16 protein-coding genes and 2 tRNA genes are annotated in these 16,576 nt (G+C 60.4%); 10 read left to right on the forward strand and 8 right to left on the reverse strand.

What is annotated here, in order from left to right; genetic code table 11:
- The 4 genes from NW853_RS09235 to NW853_RS09250 all read left to right on the forward strand — a co-directional run.
- Positions 1 to 347: DUF4351 domain-containing protein (locus NW853_RS09235; protein WP_414332689.1), on the forward strand; the 347-nt coding region annotated here is incomplete at its 5' end.
- 59 nt (positions 348 to 406) lie between these two features.
- Entirely contained in the window at positions 407 to 1,486 is a 1,080-nt protein-coding gene (csaB, locus tag NW853_RS09240) for a polysaccharide pyruvyl transferase CsaB (RefSeq protein ID WP_414348874.1), read from the forward strand.
- 170 nt (positions 1,487 to 1,656) lie between these two features.
- Positions 1,657 to 2,241: a lysostaphin resistance A-like protein gene (locus tag NW853_RS09245; protein WP_414332685.1), complete on the forward strand. Its 585-nt coding sequence runs from the start codon at positions 1,657 to 1,659 to the stop codon at positions 2,239 to 2,241.
- Between the two features lie 64 nt (positions 2,242 to 2,305).
- A complete protein-coding gene (locus NW853_RS09250) occupies positions 2,306 to 3,145 on the forward strand; it encodes an alpha/beta hydrolase (protein WP_414348875.1) in 840 nt (279 codons plus the stop codon).
- 76 nt (positions 3,146 to 3,221) lie between these two features.
- On the opposite strand, the gene NW853_RS09255 is transcribed toward NW853_RS09250, so the two are convergent.
- Complete coding sequence (locus NW853_RS09255) at positions 3,222 to 4,280, reverse strand: hypothetical protein (protein WP_414348876.1); 1,059 nt, start codon at positions 4,278 to 4,280, stop codon at positions 3,222 to 3,224.
- Positions 4,281 to 4,561: 281 nt separating this feature from the next.
- On the opposite strand from NW853_RS09255, the gene NW853_RS09260 reads away from it, so the two are divergent.
- Positions 4,562 to 5,212 carry a peroxiredoxin gene (locus tag NW853_RS09260; RefSeq protein ID WP_414332679.1) on the forward strand — a complete coding sequence of 217 codons (651 nt, stop codon included), beginning with the start codon at positions 4,562 to 4,564 and terminating at the stop codon, positions 5,210 to 5,212.
- Positions 5,213 to 5,454: 242 nt separating this feature from the next.
- On the forward strand, positions 5,455 to 7,476 hold the full coding sequence (locus tag NW853_RS09265) for a hydantoinase/oxoprolinase family protein (protein WP_414332677.1): 2,022 nt from the start codon (positions 5,455 to 5,457) through the stop codon (positions 7,474 to 7,476).
- Between the two features lie 30 nt (positions 7,477 to 7,506).
- On the opposite strand, the gene NW853_RS09270 is transcribed toward NW853_RS09265, so the two are convergent.
- Positions 7,507 to 7,579: transfer RNA gene (locus NW853_RS09270), tRNA-His, on the reverse strand.
- A 68-nt stretch (positions 7,580 to 7,647) separates the two neighbouring features.
- On the opposite strand from NW853_RS09270, the gene NW853_RS09275 reads away from it, so the two are divergent.
- Positions 7,648 to 8,448, forward strand: a complete 801-nt coding sequence (locus NW853_RS09275; protein ID WP_414332675.1) for a photosystem II S4 domain protein — start codon at positions 7,648 to 7,650, stop codon at positions 8,446 to 8,448.
- A 49-nt stretch (positions 8,449 to 8,497) separates the two neighbouring features.
- Here the strand turns inward: NW853_RS09275 and NW853_RS09280 are convergent, their stop codons facing one another.
- The 4 genes from NW853_RS09280 to yidC all read right to left on the reverse strand — a co-directional run bounded on the left by NW853_RS09280 (position 8,498) and on the right by yidC (position 11,854).
- Complete coding sequence (locus NW853_RS09280; protein ID WP_414348877.1) at positions 8,498 to 9,409, reverse strand: homogentisate phytyltransferase; 912 nt, start codon at positions 9,407 to 9,409, stop codon at positions 8,498 to 8,500.
- A 9-nt stretch (positions 9,410 to 9,418) separates the two neighbouring features.
- Positions 9,419 to 9,913, reverse strand: a complete 495-nt coding sequence (locus NW853_RS09285) for a YceD family protein (RefSeq protein WP_414332671.1) — start codon at positions 9,911 to 9,913, stop codon at positions 9,419 to 9,421.
- 86 nt (positions 9,914 to 9,999) lie between these two features.
- On the reverse strand, positions 10,000 to 10,593 hold the full coding sequence (locus NW853_RS09290) for a protein jag (protein ID WP_414332669.1): 594 nt from the start codon (positions 10,591 to 10,593) through the stop codon (positions 10,000 to 10,002).
- Positions 10,594 to 10,663: 70 nt separating this feature from the next.
- Positions 10,664 to 11,854 (reverse strand): membrane protein insertase YidC, encoded by a 1,191-nt coding sequence (yidC, locus tag NW853_RS09295; protein ID WP_414332667.1) that lies wholly within the window; start codon positions 11,852 to 11,854, stop codon positions 10,664 to 10,666.
- A gap of 198 nt (positions 11,855 to 12,052) precedes the next feature.
- On the opposite strand from yidC, the gene NW853_RS09300 reads away from it, so the two are divergent.
- Both NW853_RS09300 and NW853_RS09305 read left to right on the forward strand, forming a co-directional pair.
- Positions 12,053 to 12,124 (forward strand) — tRNA-Asn (locus NW853_RS09300).
- A 244-nt stretch (positions 12,125 to 12,368) separates the two neighbouring features.
- Positions 12,369 to 12,887: an inorganic diphosphatase gene (locus tag NW853_RS09305; RefSeq protein ID WP_414332700.1), complete on the forward strand. Its 519-nt coding sequence runs from the start codon at positions 12,369 to 12,371 to the stop codon at positions 12,885 to 12,887.
- 6 nt (positions 12,888 to 12,893) lie between these two features.
- Here NW853_RS09305 and NW853_RS09310 read toward each other — a convergent pair whose 3' ends face one another.
- Positions 12,894 to 14,510: a B12-binding domain-containing radical SAM protein gene (locus NW853_RS09310; protein ID WP_414348878.1), complete on the reverse strand. Its 1,617-nt coding sequence runs from the start codon at positions 14,508 to 14,510 to the stop codon at positions 12,894 to 12,896.
- Positions 14,511 to 14,647: 137 nt separating this feature from the next.
- Between NW853_RS09310 and NW853_RS09315 the strand changes: the two genes are divergently transcribed.
- Positions 14,648 to 15,496 carry a methyltransferase domain-containing protein gene (locus NW853_RS09315; protein ID WP_414348879.1) on the forward strand — a complete coding sequence of 283 codons (849 nt, stop codon included), beginning with the start codon at positions 14,648 to 14,650 and terminating at the stop codon, positions 15,494 to 15,496.
- Between the two features lie 85 nt (positions 15,497 to 15,581).
- Here the strand turns inward: NW853_RS09315 and NW853_RS09320 are convergent, their stop codons facing one another.
- On the reverse strand, positions 15,582 to 16,202 hold the full coding sequence (locus NW853_RS09320) for a uracil-DNA glycosylase (protein WP_414348894.1): 621 nt from the start codon (positions 16,200 to 16,202) through the stop codon (positions 15,582 to 15,584).
- Positions 16,203 to 16,576: the final 374 nt, after the last annotated feature.

Genomic DNA, 16,576 nt, shown 5'->3' on the forward strand with positions numbered 1-16,576 from the left:
CATGGACACCAGAGGAAATTAGCAGGGTGCTGGGAGGTTTGTCTGTGCGGGAATCGGTGATCTACCAGATGTGGCGGGCAGAAGCCCTCCAGGAAGGGCGAGAGGAAGGCCTGAAACAAGGCCTACAGCAGGGTCTGCAACAGGGTCTGCAACAGGGTCTGCAGCAGGAGGCAGCTCGGCTGACTTTAAATCAACTGCGGCGCAAACTGGGGCCCTTGCCCGAACACCTATCTGAGACCCTTTGTCACCTGCCCACTGAGCAACTGGAAGCGCTGGCGGAGGCATTGCTCGACTTTCAAACCCTGGCCGATTTAACCCAATGGCTCAGGAGAACCTTATCAAACTAGTCTTGTTAAACTTGCCATCTAGCGATCCCAGGCCAGCTTCTTTCAGCCAAGTGGGCTCGATGAAGCAGCCCCAGGTTTTGATATGTGGCTACCACGGCTACGGCAATGCCGGCGACGAGGCCCTGTTGCTGGCTTTGCTGCAGCAGCTCCGGCAGTTGCCCAACCCCGTACAGCCGGTGGTGCTTTCTCCCCGCCCTGCGGAAACGGCTGCCACCTATGGGGTGATGGCCTGCCCGCGCTTCGATGGATGGGCTTTGCGGCGCTATCTGAGGCAGTCTCAAGCTTTTATCTGGGGTGGGGGCAGCCTGCTGCAGGATCGCACCAGTTGGCGCAGCCCGCTCTACTATCTGGGGTTGATGCTCTGGGCCCAGCGGCGGGGGCTGAAAACCTTGGCTTGGGCCCAGGGGATCGGCCCCTTGCAGCGGGGCTGGATCCGCGAGCTGGCCCGCCGGTCTCTAGCAGGTTGTACGGCCATCAGTGTGCGCGACGCCGTTGCCTCCCAATGGCTGCGAGACTGGGGGATCCCCCACCAGGTGGCCCCGGATCCGGTTTGGGGCCTGCCCGCCGAAACCCTGCCGGAGTGGGAAAGATGGCCTCAGCCCCGCATTGCCGTGGTCTTGCGGCAGCATCCCCAGCTCACTCCAGCGCGACTTGAGACTTTGGCGGAAGGCTTGAGGCGCCTCCAGGCTGCCACAGGGGCCTATCTCCTTTTGCTGCCCTTCCAACTGGCTCCTCCCAGATCCCCCGACCTGGGGCCAGACTACTGCCTAGCGCAACAGCTGCAACAGCGCCTGCCCGGCCACAGCCGGGTTTTGGAGATTCGGGATCCCTGTCTTTTAAAGGGGGTCTTTCGGGGGGTGAAATTGGCAATCGTTATGCGCTACCACGGCTTGGTGATGGCGGCGGCTGAGGGTTGCGCCTGCTTTGGCCTCAGCTACGATCCCAAGGTAAAAACGCTACTCGGGGAATTGGGCATGCCCGGCTGGGATCTCGAGGCGATCCCAGAGGATCCTGAAGCTTTGCACCGGGCTTGGCTGGCCTGCTATGCCGACGGGCCAGCCCTCAGCCCTGACCAAGTGGCCGTTTGGGTGGAGCGATCGGCCCAGCACGCCCAGTTGCTGAGGCAGCACTTGCCTTAAAGGAGAGGGGGGATCCCAAGCTCCTACCCCCTTGACCGAGGCAATGGCGGCGCAAACCACGCTCTCTAGAGCTGGGGAGAGCATCAACTGAGAGTCTTCCCCGCTGCCAGTGTAGATTCGGGCAGCCGTTCTTATCGGAATTCGCCCTACGCTGGGAATAGGCTCCTCCCATGAGTGCCAAGATGCAACCCTGTACCCGCCAACAGATCTTGATCGGGATGGGCCTGACCAGCCTGATCCTGGCCCTCATCGCCGGCCTCTGGATCTGGCTGGGATCCCTCCGCGTGCCCTTTTGCTGGGATCCGCTGGCCGTCGCCTGGGGAGCGGCGCTGGGGCTGGGGGTGGCGCTGCTCAGCGGCGGGGCTTACTGGCTTTGGCCGGCCTATCGCCGGGCGGCTTCCGCCTACTTGCACCTGGTGGCGGATCCCTTGCAATGGCGGGATATCTTCTGGGTGGGGGTGCTGCCGGGCTGGAGCGAGGAATGGCTGTTTCGCGGCGTGCTGATGGGATCCCTAGTGGCCAGCCCCTTGGGGTGGACAGGCGGGATCCTCCTGAGCGGCCTCTTGTTTGGGGTTTTGCACTGGCTAGAGTGGCAGGGTTGGCCCTATGCCGTCTGGGCCAGCGCCGTGGGCATCCTCCTGGGGCTGGGCGTGTGGCTATCGGGAAACCTGTTGGTAACCATCGTCGCCCATACTTTGGTTAACTGGATTGGGGTTTGCCTCTGGAAATGTTCTGCCCTGCCAGCCGAATCCTGAAGTGCTCGACGTCGCCGCCCCCCTCTCCCTCTGGGAGAGGGGTTGGGGGTGAGGGGAAGGAGCAATGGGCAAGCCTTTGATTTTTGCATCCTTTCTGGGACTGCGGCTGGGGCCATCCTTGCTGCTCATCGGCCTAGGGGTATACGGCTACCTGCTCTGGCTGGGCCGATTTCAATCAGAGCGGCTGATCTTTTTGCCCCGCCCCGCCAGCTACCAGGATGGGGACGCCATTCTCAAGCTCACCACCGCCGATGGCCTGCAGATTTCGGCAGTCTACCTGCCCAATCCCGCAGCCACCTATGCTCTCCTCTACAGCCACGGCAACGCCGAGGACTTGGGGGATATCCTGCCGCGCCTGAGGAAGCTGCAGCAGGGGGGGTTTGCCGTCTTGGCCTACGACTACCGCGGCTACGGCACCAGCGAAGGGATCCCTTCCGAGGCCGGCGCCTACAAAGACATTGAAGCGGCCTACGCTTACCTACGAGATCAGGGGATCCCGCCGGAGCGGATTTTGCTTTACGGACGCTCGGTGGGAGGTGGGCCCTCAGTTTACTTGGCAGCCCAAAAGCCGGTGGGTGGCTTGATCCTGGAATCCACCTTTGTAACCGCTTTTCGCGTCTTGACCCGCATCCCCCTGCTGCCTTTTGATCGCTTCGACAACCTCAGCCGCATTGCCCAGATCAATTGTCCGCTGCTAATTTTGCACGGCACTCAGGATCGCTTGATCCCCTTCTGGCATGCCGAAGCCCTTTACCAAGCAGCACGGGATCCCAAGCGTTTGGTGCCCATCGAGGGAGCCGATCACAACAACTTGCTCCAGGTGGCCGGGGAGCGCTACCTGCCCATCCTGCACCAATTTGTGGCCGAGCTGGTGGATCCCAACCCTTTCCTGCACAATCCGTAGATCCCAGCGGATTGGAATAGCGCTAGCCTAACAGCCCTCCTGCTGCAAAGACGGAGATGGACAAGCGTGAGGATTTTTAAGTGACTTCCTGACTGACCAGTTCTTGCAGCAGCTTCTGCGCCGTTCCCATATAGCGCAGCACATCGGGATGATGGCTCCAGATGGGGTCGCTTTCGGGGAAAACCTCCAGAGAGAACATCCCCTGTACAGCTTGCAGGTAAGGCAGGAGGAAGGTGTAGCTAGCTGGGCTGAGACGAGAGTGCAAAGCCTGATCCAACAGCTCCAACATCTGCCGCACCAGTTTCCACTCCACCTTCAAAGGGGGGTACAGCATCACACAAAGGGGAAACAGCTCCTGCTGCACAGCCATCACACTGCCTTCCAGGGCACAGAGGCCCAGGTACACCTGGAACATCTCCACATCGCGGATGCTGGAGATCCGCACTTCCAGATCCGTCAAGAGGCCGCTTTCGCAGCGATAGTCCGGGAAACGCTGAGCCACTTCGGCACAGATAAATTCCGCCACACTGGTTACGATGGGCAGCAGTTCCTGAACAGCCAGCAAAGAGGCGGAAGAAGCGTTGTCGCTGGCGTGAACAGCGGCACCCTCGTACATCCTCTGCAGGGGCATGTACAGGTGGTCGTCCATGACCTTCAAGTAGGGGTGGAAGAGGCCGCGCTCCTGAGGTGACAAGGCTTGCGAGACCATTTGCCCCGTGTAGTGGAATTGCATACTTAAAAAGCCCAGCACCCGCGGATCCCGTTCACTGTAGCGGGCCCGCAGCCGTCCACAGAACGGCGCGATCTTTACCGAAAAGCGGGCCGGGGAGAGGCCCTCCCCCCAACTTTCCGCTGCCTTTTCAAATAACTCGCGGGAATCCTCGGCAATTTGCCAGGGATCGATCAAGTCCGGATCCAGCCGCTGCCTCGGGATTTCAGCAGCCAAGAGCCGCTCCGTTTTTGCCCAGGCCTGGGAGCTGGCAAAGCGCAGGGATCCCTTCACTTTGTCGGCTAATTGGGTACCTGGCAGCTCGCCCAAGGCCGCCTGTGCCCGCAACTTGTCTACATATTTTTGGGCCCACAGGGTGGCCAGGCTGTAAGGTGTAGCTGCTTCTGGGCTTTCCATCGATCCCATGACCTCAGCAGAGGAGCTAGATTCTGTTGTCTACAATACCCCTAGCACGCCGCCGTTGCAGCCTGTAAGGAAACTACAGAATGTTAAGACTGCCCACAACAATTGTTCACATTAGGAAAGGGCTTCTCACCTTGCGGGCAAGTTGGCGATGATCTTAAAATCTCCTAAAATCCGCTCGGAAAAGTGGAGTTTTTGTGGCAAAATAGACAGCAGACGGATCGATGCAAGGATCCGGATCCTGACCTCACCGGACTGAACCCTTTACTGAGGAGAAAGAGCGTATGTCTCTCCGACTTGGCGATACGGCTCCCAATTTTACGCAAAAGTCCACCCACGGCGAAATCGACTTCTATTCCTGGGCCGGGGATAGCTGGGTAGTGTTGTTCTCCCACCCTGCCGACTACACGCCGGTCTGCACCACCGAGCTGGGTACTGTTGCCAAGCTGATGCCCGAATTTGAAAAGCGAGGGGTGAAGGTGCTGGCCCTCAGTGTGGACGATGTGGACTCCCACGTTGGCTGGGTGAAAGACATTGAGGAAACCCAGAACGCTACCTTGACCTACCCAATTTTGGCGGACGTTGACCGCAAGGTCTCGCAGCTCTACGGCATGTTGGATCAAACCAACCTCAACCAAGAAGGGCTGCCCTTGACGGTGCGCTCGGTGTTCGTTATCGATCCCAACAAGAAGATACGCCTCATCCTCACCTATCCGGCCAGCACGGGCCGCAACTTCGACGAGCTTTTGCGGGCCATCGATGCTCTACAGTTGACGGATAAGTACAGCGTCGTCACCCCTGCCGACTGGAAAGACGGCGACGATGTCATTATCCCGCCTTCGCTGAAAGATCCGGAAGTGCTCAAAGAAAAGTTCCCGAAAGGCTACAAGGAAATTAAGCCCTACCTGCGGGTCACCCCTCAGCCCAACAAGTAAAAGTCTCGGCAATCCAACCGATTGGTGATCGGCTCGATTGGGATCCCCTCTTGGGGATCTTTTTTTGGCGGGAAACCCCGCACCCTATCCTCAGGATGGCTGTCGGGATCAGAGCCAGGGCGCTGGGGGAATGCCCTATGGGAAGATACGATAAGGGTGACAGTTCCGGCAAGCCCCGCTTCAAGGTACCAAATCACTAGGCGTGAGTCGGGAGTATGTCACATCCGACCAATCTGGATCAGATGACAGCAAGCCGAGGCTGGGCTCGCTTGGGGATCGATGTGGGCGGCACCTTTACCGATCTGGTGCTCTTGCAGGATGGCCAGATTCAGACGGCGAAGGTGCTCTCTACACCTAGCCCTGAGGAGGGGGTCTTGGCAGCGCTGGACAAGCTGGGTGCGCTCAAAGGGGGGCTCTGGGTTGACTTGTTCTGCCATGGCATGACGGTGGCCACCAACGCGCTGCTGGAGCGCAAGGGATCCCCCACCCTGTTTCTGACCACGGCGGGTTTTCGCGATGTGCTGGCCATTGGCCGTCAAAACCGCCCCTCTCTGTATGACTTGACGCAGCCCAAGCCGGAGCCGGTGGTACCCCGCCACTGTTGCCTGGAGGTGAAGGAGCGTTGCAGCGTGGACGGGGTGTTGGAGCCGCTGACCGAGGAGGAGATCCGCCGCGTGATCCAGGCGGTGGGCGAGCGGGTGCGGCAGGACGGGATCCGCGCCGTGGGGGTGGGGTTTTTGTTTTCCTTTCTCTACCCAGAGCATGAGCAGCGGCTGGGAGCCGCTTTGAAAGAGGCTTTCCCTGACTTGCACGTTTCCTTGTCTTGCGAGGTAGCGCCGGAGTTTCGGGAATACGAGCGCTTCAGCACCACCGCCCTCGATGCCTACCTCAGCCCGGCGCTGGCGGGCTACCTGCACCGCTTGGATTCAGGATGTCGAGAGAGAGGGATCCCCCAACCCTTGATCATGCAGTCTTCCGGCGGGGTGACCTCGATTGCCCAGGCGGCGGCCCACGCTTCGGTGGCTTTGCTCTCGGGGCCGGCAGGTGGGGTTTACGGGGCGGCCTATCTGGGTCGCCTGAGCGGCTACCTCCACTTGCTCAGCTTCGATATGGGGGGAACCAGCACCGATGTAGCCCTCATCCAAGATGGGATCCCTCAGGTCAGCCCGTCAGCGGTGGTGTGCGGCCTGCCGGTGCAGCAGCCCCAAATCGATATCCACACCGTCAGCGCCGGCGGCGGATCCCTGGCCTCTTTGTTGCCGGGCGGTGGGCTGCAGGTGGGGCCGGAGAGTGCCGGCTCCAACCCCGGGCCGGCCGGCTACGGCCGAGGGGGAACGGCTCCCACGGTGACCGATGCCAACCTCTGGCTGGGGTACTTGCCGGACGGCGGTCGGTTGGGCGACTCCGTCCAGTTGCGGCGGGAGCTGGCGGAACAAGCCATAGCCACGCTGGCGGATCCCTTGGGCTTGAGCTTGCAGGAAACTGCCGTTGGCATTCGCACCCTGGCCAACGCTGCCATGTCACGGGCCTTGCGGGTGATCAGCGTGGAGCGGGGCTGGGATCCTGCCGATTTTGCCCTGCTGGCCTTTGGTGGAGCTGGGCCCATGCATGCCTGTGCTCTGGCGGAAGAGCTGGGCATCCGCAAGATCTTGATCCCGGCTGCCTGTGGCGTGCTCTCGGCACTGGGCATGGCTTTGGCCGATCTGCGGCGGGACTACCGGCGGGCCATCCTACAACCCTTGCAGCGGCTGGCGTCGGATTCAGGGGGATCCCTGCTAGCCCAGTGGGCAGAACCCCTGATCCGCCAGGCCCAAGCCGACTTACAAGAGCCGGCGCTGCACTTTAGCTTGGACTTGCGCTATCGCGGCCAGTCTTTCGAGCTGGAGATCCCGGTGCACCTGTCAGAGCCGATTGCTCGCCTGGAACAACAGTTTCACCAGGCCCACCGGCAGCGCTATGGCTGGCAGGATTCGGCCCAGCCGGTGGAGGCGATCCAGTTGCGTCTGCGGGCGGTGCAGGCTCTGCCCACCGTGCCTCTGACTGCACCTTGCCCTTTGCCAGGGGATCCCCTCAAGGGGCGGCGAGAGGCCTGGATGGGCGGCCAGATGCGGTCAGTGCCGGTCTACGATCGGCAGCGCATGGGTGTGGGGTTTCAACTGCGCGGGCCGGCGATCGTCGAGATGCCGGAGGCAACTGCGGTAATCGACGCCGGTTGGACGGCTGCCATTGACGCCGTGGGAACCTTGGTCTTGAGCTGCGGATGAACTCATCTCTCACGTTGGGAGAGAGGTGAGGGCGGACGATGGGACTCGAACCCACGAATGGAGGATCCACAATCCTCTGCCTTAACCGCTTGGCTACGCCCGCCAGGATTTCGGGTATCTAGCTTAGCATGGGAAAAACGGGACTGAGCTACAAAGTCGAAGCACCCCAAAATGCTACCCAAAGCCGATTTACTGCAAGGGGCAGAGTATCGAGAAACCCTGGCACGGGTCTTGGATTGGGGAGACCAAGCCCTCAAAACCTGGCAAGTGGTCTGGAGCGACTTCCTTTCCCCACCCGAACTAGCCGAGGTGCAAGCTCGGCTGCGCAACTTGACCGAACTCCAAGTGTGGGCTTGGGGAGGGTACCCCCAGGCAGAGCGCCAACGCTTGGCCCTGGCTCGCTCTGAAGTGAGTCTGGAGGTCGGGGATCCAAAGCCCGATCAAGAAGGGATCCCCTTGGCCGCCCTGCAGATTCAAGGCAACTTCCTGTTCGACCCGGCCACCCACCGGGATTTTCTGGGAGCCTTGTTGGCAGCCGGCATCGCCCGCGAGAAGGTGGGAGACATCCTCGTGTTGGGAGACTCAGGTGCCCAGGCCATTGTGGTGCCCGAACTGGTGGACTATCTCAGCCTCAACCTGACTCAGGTGCGCACGGTGCCTGTCAAAGTGAGCCGGATCCCTCTGAGCCAGTTGAAAGTTCAACCCCCCCGCGTCAAATCCATCACCAGCGTGGAAGCCTCTTTGCGCTTGGATGCAGTGGCCTCAGCCGGGTTCGGCATCTCCCGCAGCAAGATGGTGGAAGAAATCCAACGGGGGGAAGTGCGGGTCAATTGGAAGCCCATTACCCAAGCCAGCTACACCGTTGGCCCTCAGGATTGGATCGCCATTCGTGGCCGCGGCCGGCTGCAAATTGAAGAGGTAGCCGAAACAAAGAAAGGCCGCTTTCGAGTCCAAATGAAGCGGTATCTCTAGGTTTTTTCTGGCCTGAGCTTGGGCAGATCCTTAGCTACAGGAAAATGCTCTAGAAAAAAGAGAAAAAAGCCCAAGGATAAAGCAAATACTCTAAGTAAAACAACTTCCAGATCAGTTGATAATAACCAACGATCGCATCTCGGCGACTGAGATCGAGGTGGACACCATAGCCTAAGAGGATCCCCAGCCCTAACAAATGACCCACCAACAGCCAGAGGCCGTTGCCCGCGAGGGGCAAGGAGATCCCCACCCCGATAAACCCCAGATAGCAAAAGGCCAAAATGGTGATACAAAACCTTGAAATCCGCTCTGGCCCAAAGCGCAATGAGAAGGTGGCAATGGCAAACTGGCGATCCCCCTCCATGTCGGGAATATCTTTAAAAAGGGCGATCACCAAGCCGAAAATCGACATAAATCCCGTTAGCCAAACAATCGGAGCAGAAAACTCGACCCTTCCTTGCATCACCTGCTGAAAATGGCTGTAAAGGCCCAAATTGACGATCAAACCGCGCACGCTGTAAATGCAAGCCGAGGCCGCCAGCGGAAACCGCTTCAAACGCAAGGGGGGCAACGAATAGGCCGTGCCGATCCCATTGCTCAACAGCACCGTCAGCAACAGGTAAGGGATCCCAGCCGCGGCCAGCAGGAGGGACGCCGCCCCACAAGCCACGACGATCCCCAGCCCCTGTCGCCAACTCAGGCATCCGGCAGCCAAGGGCAAATGGGGTTTGTTGACGCGATCGATTTCCACATCCGTCAGTTGATTCAAGCCGACGATGTAGACGTTGGCCGCCAAACAGGCCGCCCAAGCCAAGCCCAATTGGGGCAGCGCCGAGAGAACCGGTTGCAGGGATCCGGCAGCCACGAACCCCGCCAACAGGTAGAGGCCCAGCACGCTGGCGCTGGTGCCATAGACGGTGTGAGGCCGAGCAAAACGCCAGAGAACTTGTGGACGCAACATTCAAAAAAGCTAGGGAGAATCTTTCAAGAAAGAGGCCAAAGCTGCCCAGCGGGGATCCACCGCCGGCGCGGGAGATTCCACCCCAATGCCCGGACAATCGGGACGGCAGGGCAACTGGCGGGGCATCTGCAGATGTAGGTGCTGGTACATCCAGTCTTCGACATCCAGCTCACCATTGCAGGGCAGGCTCTCCAGCAGATCTGCTTCGTCTTGCAATTCCAGCTCCAAGGGCAGAGGCTCGGAACTGGGCTCCCGGATCAGGATGATCTCCTCAACTGCCAGATGCAGCCGGTGGTTAAACTGCTGTAGGCAACGGTGACAGGTGAGAGTCACAATGGTGTGGGCTTCGGCACTGACCTCGAGAAAGTGGCCCCGATGGCTGACTTCTAGGGATCCCTCGACAGGGGTCAAGCTCTCAAAGCCCGCAAAAAATTGCTTGAACTGCAACGCCTGGGTCTGACCTGGCATCTGCCGCAGATCGGATAGACGAATGGGCCTTAACATCGCGCCCCCTCCTTCGCACGTTTTGGGTAGCAGGGATCCCTGTTGTCAGGGTAGCAAGAGAGCTCAACGGGTCGCGGCCCAAATTTTCAGGACGAGGAAGCCAGTCGGATCACCAGGCGACGGTCGGGCTCTTTACCACGGCTGAAGGTTTCCAAATCGGCGTAGGCAGGGTCTTTCAGCAGCGTGTGGATCTGCCGCCGCTCAGCAGCAGAGAGATCTGGAAACTCGTATTCGCGGCCACCGGCTCTCACCTTTTCCACAGCAGCAGCCACCAAAGCCTTCAGCTCCTGCAAACGCCGCTGACGATAGCCGTCCAGATCCAAAATATAGGGCTGCTGCTGGTCTTCCGGCAGGTTGAGGTTGAGAAGGGTGTTGGCCAGGTATTGCAACGCATCCAGCACCACAGGAGAGCGCTCTTCCTCCAGACCGGCCTCTTTGGAAGACGGCAAGGGCGATGCAGACACCTTGGAGAGCAGGAGTTGCTTCTGATCCGAAGTCAAAGAAGCCGCCTCGATTTCCAACACCTCACCCACCACCCGCACCTCCGCCGCGATCCCCATGGCCATCAGCACCTGCTGCAACCACTGCTTGGCTCGCTCTTGGTTGGCCACAAAGGTGGACTTGCTGGGGGAGTCAGATTTCTTAGCGGCAGATCCCGTAGAAGACTTAGGGCGGCTCATCTTGGGCAGCTTCCAACGTTGAAAGTGAGCTATCAACACTCAACAAGTCCACCCCAGCAGCTAGGCTTCCCTAGGGCTCAAAGGGCAGGGATTCACGGCCTTCCTTGGCTGCCCTGGGCTTGCTCGATTTCTCCACTTCCTTGGCCTCCACCGCTATTGTCTGGGCAGCCCGACGGCGCTCCTCTTCCACCAACTGCTGCAAGTTCTCCGGCAATGGCTCCCGCGAGAGCAAGAAAGTCTGCACCGTTTGGAAGATGTTGGAGACGAGGATGTAGAGCAAGACCCCCGCCGGCAACGGGAAAAACAGGAACATCGCCGAGAACAGCACCGGGGTAACACGAGCCATGGAACTCTGGCTGGGATCCTCTTTGCCCATATCCTGTCCGGCGTTCGTCAGGTACTGGTTCAGGTAAATGGACACCCCAAAGATGACGATCATGGCAATGATGTCCCAGTGGATGGTGCCATCCGGGTCAAAGGCTCCCACACGGCCCAACTTGTCGATGAACAGGAAACCGGTATCCGAGGCCAAACCGGGAATCGACACTTGCACAGTCACGTCCCCCGGCTGCAGGGCCAGCAAGGTGCCGTCTGGCTGGATCTGGGCGCGATCTTCCCCTTTGGTGATCTTCCAGGTGGGCTGCAACAGGTTGGGATCCCCACCTGCTTCTGTCACCAACTGCTCAAAGGGCTTGCCCCCCGGCCCCTGCAGCAAAAATTGCACCTCTTCCCCGACGGCGATCTTGGTACCCTTAGGCACCACCAGCACCACCGGCTTATGGAGAGAATCAGTCACAAAAATGTTCTTGCTGGGGCTAACGTAGGGAGCGGGCACCACCTCAGCCGCCACCTCCGCCGGCAGGATCTGCAAGTTGACGTCGTAGGTCACCGCCGCAAAGGGGGATCCCCGCAGGGTGGCAAACAGGGCAAACAGCACCGGCATTTGAATGAGCAGCGGCAGGCAGCCCCCCAAGGGATTGGCCCCCAGCTCGCTGTACAGCTTGGCCTGGGCTTCGCGCAGCTTTTGCGGATCGTCCCGATACTGCTCCTGGATTTCTCGCATCCGCCGCTGCATGACAGGGTTGATCACCTTCATGCGTCGCATGTTGCGGATGGATCCGACATTGAGCGGGTAGAGAGCAAAGCGGATCACCAACGTCAGGAAGATAATGGCCAGTCCATAGCTGGGCACGATCCCATAGAAAAAGTCCAGGATCGGCAGCATGACGTTGTTGGAGAGGAATCCGACTCCGAAGTCCATGAGGGGGTGCTGGCGAATGTCCGTAACCTATTGTAATGGCTTCCGTCCGGTTGACGAGGACGTTTTCCCGGACTTTCCGCTAGAGCAGGGTTGACAAACCCACGCACAATCTGAACTGGGGATCCCAAGGCCACCCAAGAGCTCCTCATCGGCAGTTGCCTAGCGGTGCTTTTTTCTCCTATGATGGAAGACGCTTAATCCTCGGTAGCTCAGCGGTAGAGCGGTCGGCTGTTAACCGATTGGTCGCAAGTTCGAATCTTGCCCGGGGAGTGTGTCCGCAATTGTATCGAAAAGCTGGATCGGGATCCCGCATGCTTGGGGGCGAAGGCCAAGTCTTCGGTCTTATCGAGGATGGGGCACCTCCCGATGGGGGGAGAAGGGATGTGAAGGCCGGCTGAGGAGCCTGCCTCGCCGGTTGGCTGCTCCCGGCAAAGCGTCCCTCTATCTTTTGCGGCAGGGAGTATGTCAAAATACCCTCTGGCTGTCTATTCCCACTTTGAGGGTGCCTGCTGTGATCGACCTGTCGCGGATCCCTGCCCAACCGAAGCCCGGCCTGCTCAACATTTTGATTGAGATCCCCGGCGGCAGCAAAAACAAGTATGAGTTCGACAAAGACATGGGGGCGATGGCGCTGGATCGGGTGCTCTACTCCTCGGTGCAGTATCCTTACGATTACGGCTTTGTGCCCAACACGCTGGCCGGAGATGGGGATCCCTTGGATGGCTTGGTGATTATGGATCAGCCCACCTTCCCCGGCTGTGTGGTCACGGTGCGCCCGTTGGGCATGCTGCAGATGATCGACGGCGGGGATCCGGATGAGAAGTTGCTGTGTGTGCCCGCTAAGGATCCCCGCTACGCTTCGGTAACCAAGCTGGAGGACATTGCCCAGCACCGCCTGGATGAGATTGCGGAGTTTTTTGCCACCTACAAGCGCCTGGAAAAGAAGGAAACCCAAATCTTGGGCTGGAAAGGCTTGGCCGAAGCCGAGGCGATCATTGCCAGTAGCATTGCCGCCTACAAACAGCCCAAGTAGGCACCTTCAAGAGCTGCCAACCGAAAAAGCTTCCTGGCGATGCTGTAGCAGTCGCTCTGGGGTGAGAGGGCCTTCGATGTGCTGCCAAGGCAGAGGATCCACTGGATCCCAGTCGCTGTGCACGCAGTAGTCCAAGGGCGGCAGTTGTCCCTTGAGCTCTTTGAAGGCGCGGCGGAAGCTGCCCAGAGACTCGCCCCACTGCCGCGCCAACTGCAAGACTCGGGCCACCCGCCGATCCCCCCGCGAGATGAGGGCTTGGATCACCGACCAACTGTAGCTTTCGGGACGGAACTCCACGCCCAGGGGACGCAGATGTTTTTGATACCACTGCAGCTTTTTCTCGGCCTGGGGATCCACCCCCTGCCACTGGAAGGGGGTGTGGGCCTTGGGCACAAAGGTGCTACAGCCCAAAGTCAAGCGCAGGCGGGGAGCCGCCTTCTTGAGCTCCTTGAAAAGAGCAACCGTCGCTTCCAGGTCGGCCTGGGTTTCCGCCGGGATCCCCACCATGCCGTAGAACTTGATCCCCTTCAGTCCGCCGGCCTGGGCGTGGGCGGCCGCCGCCAAGATCTCTTCATTGGTCAGCTTCTTGTTGACGATCCGGCGCAGCCGTTCTGAGCCGCTTTCAATGGCCACGGTAATGGACTGGCTGCCGCGGCGGGAAAGCACTTGCGCCAAGCGAGGCGTGACCGTGCCCGTGCGCACCGAGGCCAGGCTAAGGCGCACCTGCTCAAAGCGATCCTGCGCCAGGTACTCCAGCAACTCCTCAAACTGGGGGTGCTGGGTTACCGAAGCCCCCAAAAGGCCAATCCGCTGGGTAACCTGCAACCCCCGCTCCACCGCCGGGATCAGATGCCCTTCTACGTCGGCCGCCCGGAAAGGCAAAGTCAGGTAGCTGGCCAGGCAAAAGCGGCACATCTCGGGGCAACTGCGCACCACCTCCACCATGTAGATGCTCTCCCAGGCCGCTTTGGGGGTAACCACGGTGGACACCGAGAGGGTGTTGCCGCGGAAGGTGTGCTTGCGGATGGAGCTGGGGATCCCGTCCCGCTTGGGAATGACCTTTTCCACCGGGCCGTCGGGGCCGCGGTAGTGGACTTCGTAGAGGCTGGGCACGTAGATCCCCGGCACCTGAGCCAGCGCCTGCAGCTTTTCGGCCCGGGATCCCTGCCGCACCTGCTGATAGGTCTGGATCATCTGCTCCACCAGCCCCTCCCCGTCCCCCAGCAGGATCAAGTCAAAGAACGCAGCAAAGGGCTCAGGGTTGGCCGTCAACACCGGGCCGCCGCCAAAAACCAAGGGATCCGCCTCCCCCCGCGCCTCGGCCTGGAGGGGGATCCCCTGTCGTTCCAACAGATCCAGGATATGGACGTAGTCCAGCTCCCAAGACAGGGAAAAGCCCACCAGCTCCGGATCCCGCGGCAGCGGCTCGGCCAGGTCGGTAAACAGGCGGGCGACCGCCACCTCGCGGCGGCTGGCCAGCAGGCTCCAGATGACCTGGTAGCCGAGGCTGGTGATCCCTACCGAGTAGGTGTTGGGAAAGGCGTAGATGACCCGCACCGCGTCAGGCGCAGGTGTGGCCGGGGTGAAGAGAAGCTGTTCCAGAGCCAATTCCGAGGTGGCCAAGGCAGTCTAAGAAAGGGGGATGGGCGGCAAGGGCCTACTTTCCCAGCTTAATCGGGGTTTTGTCAGGCTGCGTCCAGGGCCAGCAGGGACGGCCAGATCGTCCAGAATGGAAGGGATCCCGACCCGCTCCTACCTGGATGGCTTCCCCCCTCAACCAACGCATCCGCCGCTTCTACGATGCTTCCTCCGGCCTGTGGGAGCAGGTGTGGGGGGAGCACATGCACCACGGCTACTATGAGCCGGGCCAGACCGGCAAGGATCGCCGCCAAGCCCAGATCGATCTCATGGAGCGAGTGATTCAATGGGGCCAGATCGGGGATCCTAAACCCCCTCAGCACATCCTCGATCTCGGCTGTGGCATTGGAGGGAGCAGCCTGGAGCTGGCGCGGCGCTTTGGCGCCGAGGTAACAGGCATTACCCTCAGCCCTGTCCAGGCCCGACGGGCCACGCAGCGGGCCCAGGAGGCCGGCCTGAGCCACAGGGTGCGCTTTTGGGTGGCCGATGCCCTGGAAATGCCCTTTGCCGACCACACCTTCGATCTGGTCTGGGCTCTGGAAAGCGGCGAGCACATGCCAGATAAGCGGCGGTTTCTGGCCGAGGGCTGGCGGGTCTTGCAGCCGGGCGGGCAGATGATGGTGGTGACCTGGTGCCACCGCGAGGGATCCCTGAGCCGCCAGGATCAGCGGCTTTTGCAGCAGATCTACGACGTGTACTGCCTGCCCTATGTCATCAGCTTGTCGGAGTATGAAGCACTGGCCCAAGAGGTGGGGTTCGAGCAGTTGCGCACCGCCGACTGGTCGGAGCGGGTGGCCCCCTTTTGGGATGAGGTAATTGCCTCGGCTCGCGATTGGCGGTGGATCCCGGCTTTGGTACGCAGCGGCTGGGTCACCGTTCGTGGGGCGCTGGGGCTGGGCCTGATGCGGCGGGCCTATGCCACCGGCTTGCTGCGCTTTGGCTTGCTGAGCGGCTTCAAGCCTGCAAGTTAGGGATCCCATACCCCCCTCTCCCAAGGGAGAGGGGCTGGGGGTGAGGGCAGCAGCGCTGGCCACGTAAGCGACAGGGAAAGTGGGCTCAAAAGTCCTGCTGGGGTGGCGTTGCGCCAGCAAGTTCTAGGTACTTCTGCTTCACCGCCTGAATATCCTGCCACATCAACCACTTGGGGCTGCCGGGGGTGCGGTCAGGGTTGCGCAGCAAGTAGGCGGGGTGGAAGATGGGCATGCACCAGCGCCCCTGCCACTGGATCCACTCGCCGCGGATCTTGGTAATGCCCCGCTTATCCCCCAAAAGGGAGCGCACCGAAGTGGCCCCCGTCAACAAAATGATCCAGGGATCCACCAGGCGAATCTGCTCCAAGAGATAGGGTCGGCAGGCGTCCATCTCCGCCTGGGTGGGTACGCGGTTGTTGGGGGGGCGGCACTTGACCACATTGCAGATGTAGGTATCCCGCTCGGGATCCAGCCCCACCGAGGCCAGGATCTTGTCCAGCAACTGGCCGGACTTACCTACAAAGGGCAGGCCTTGCAGATCTTCGTTTTCCCCCGGCCCCTCGCCAACAATCACGATCTTGGCTTTAGGGTTACCTCGGTGCACCACCACATAGGTACGGTTGGCCGCCAACTCACAGCGCTGGCAGACTCGGCAGTGCTGCTCCAGTTGTTCTAGATCCCGATAGGTGCCGGGGGGAATGGGCACCTGAGCCGAGAGCGGGATCTGATCCAGTTGGGGCAGTGTCTCCGTTGTGAGTGCAGGCGGTTGGATGGGATCGTCAAATAGGCTGGGCTGAAGCTCCGACGGTCTTTTCTTGGCAGCCATTGCAAGCTGGGGGTTCCTCGTGCAGCGATCTTCGATTGCCGCTCTGCTCTTGTCAAGCTCAAGGGCAATCCGCCGGCAGGGGAGAACCTTTACTCCCTGTTAAACTGGGGAAATAAAAACTTGCGTCGGCCTCAGCTCGTCTCTCCTCCCTGAGCCTGTCATGCTGCTTCTATCCAAGGAACTGCCCAACCTCGACTATCGCCCCACCCTGCAGCGCTTCGGCGAGGATTGGCGGGATCCCCTTTCAACTCTCT

It is taken from the genome of Synechococcus sp. H55.11 (assembly GCF_047462475.1).
Taxonomy (GTDB): domain Bacteria; phylum Cyanobacteriota; class Cyanobacteriia; order Thermostichales; family Thermostichaceae; genus Thermostichus.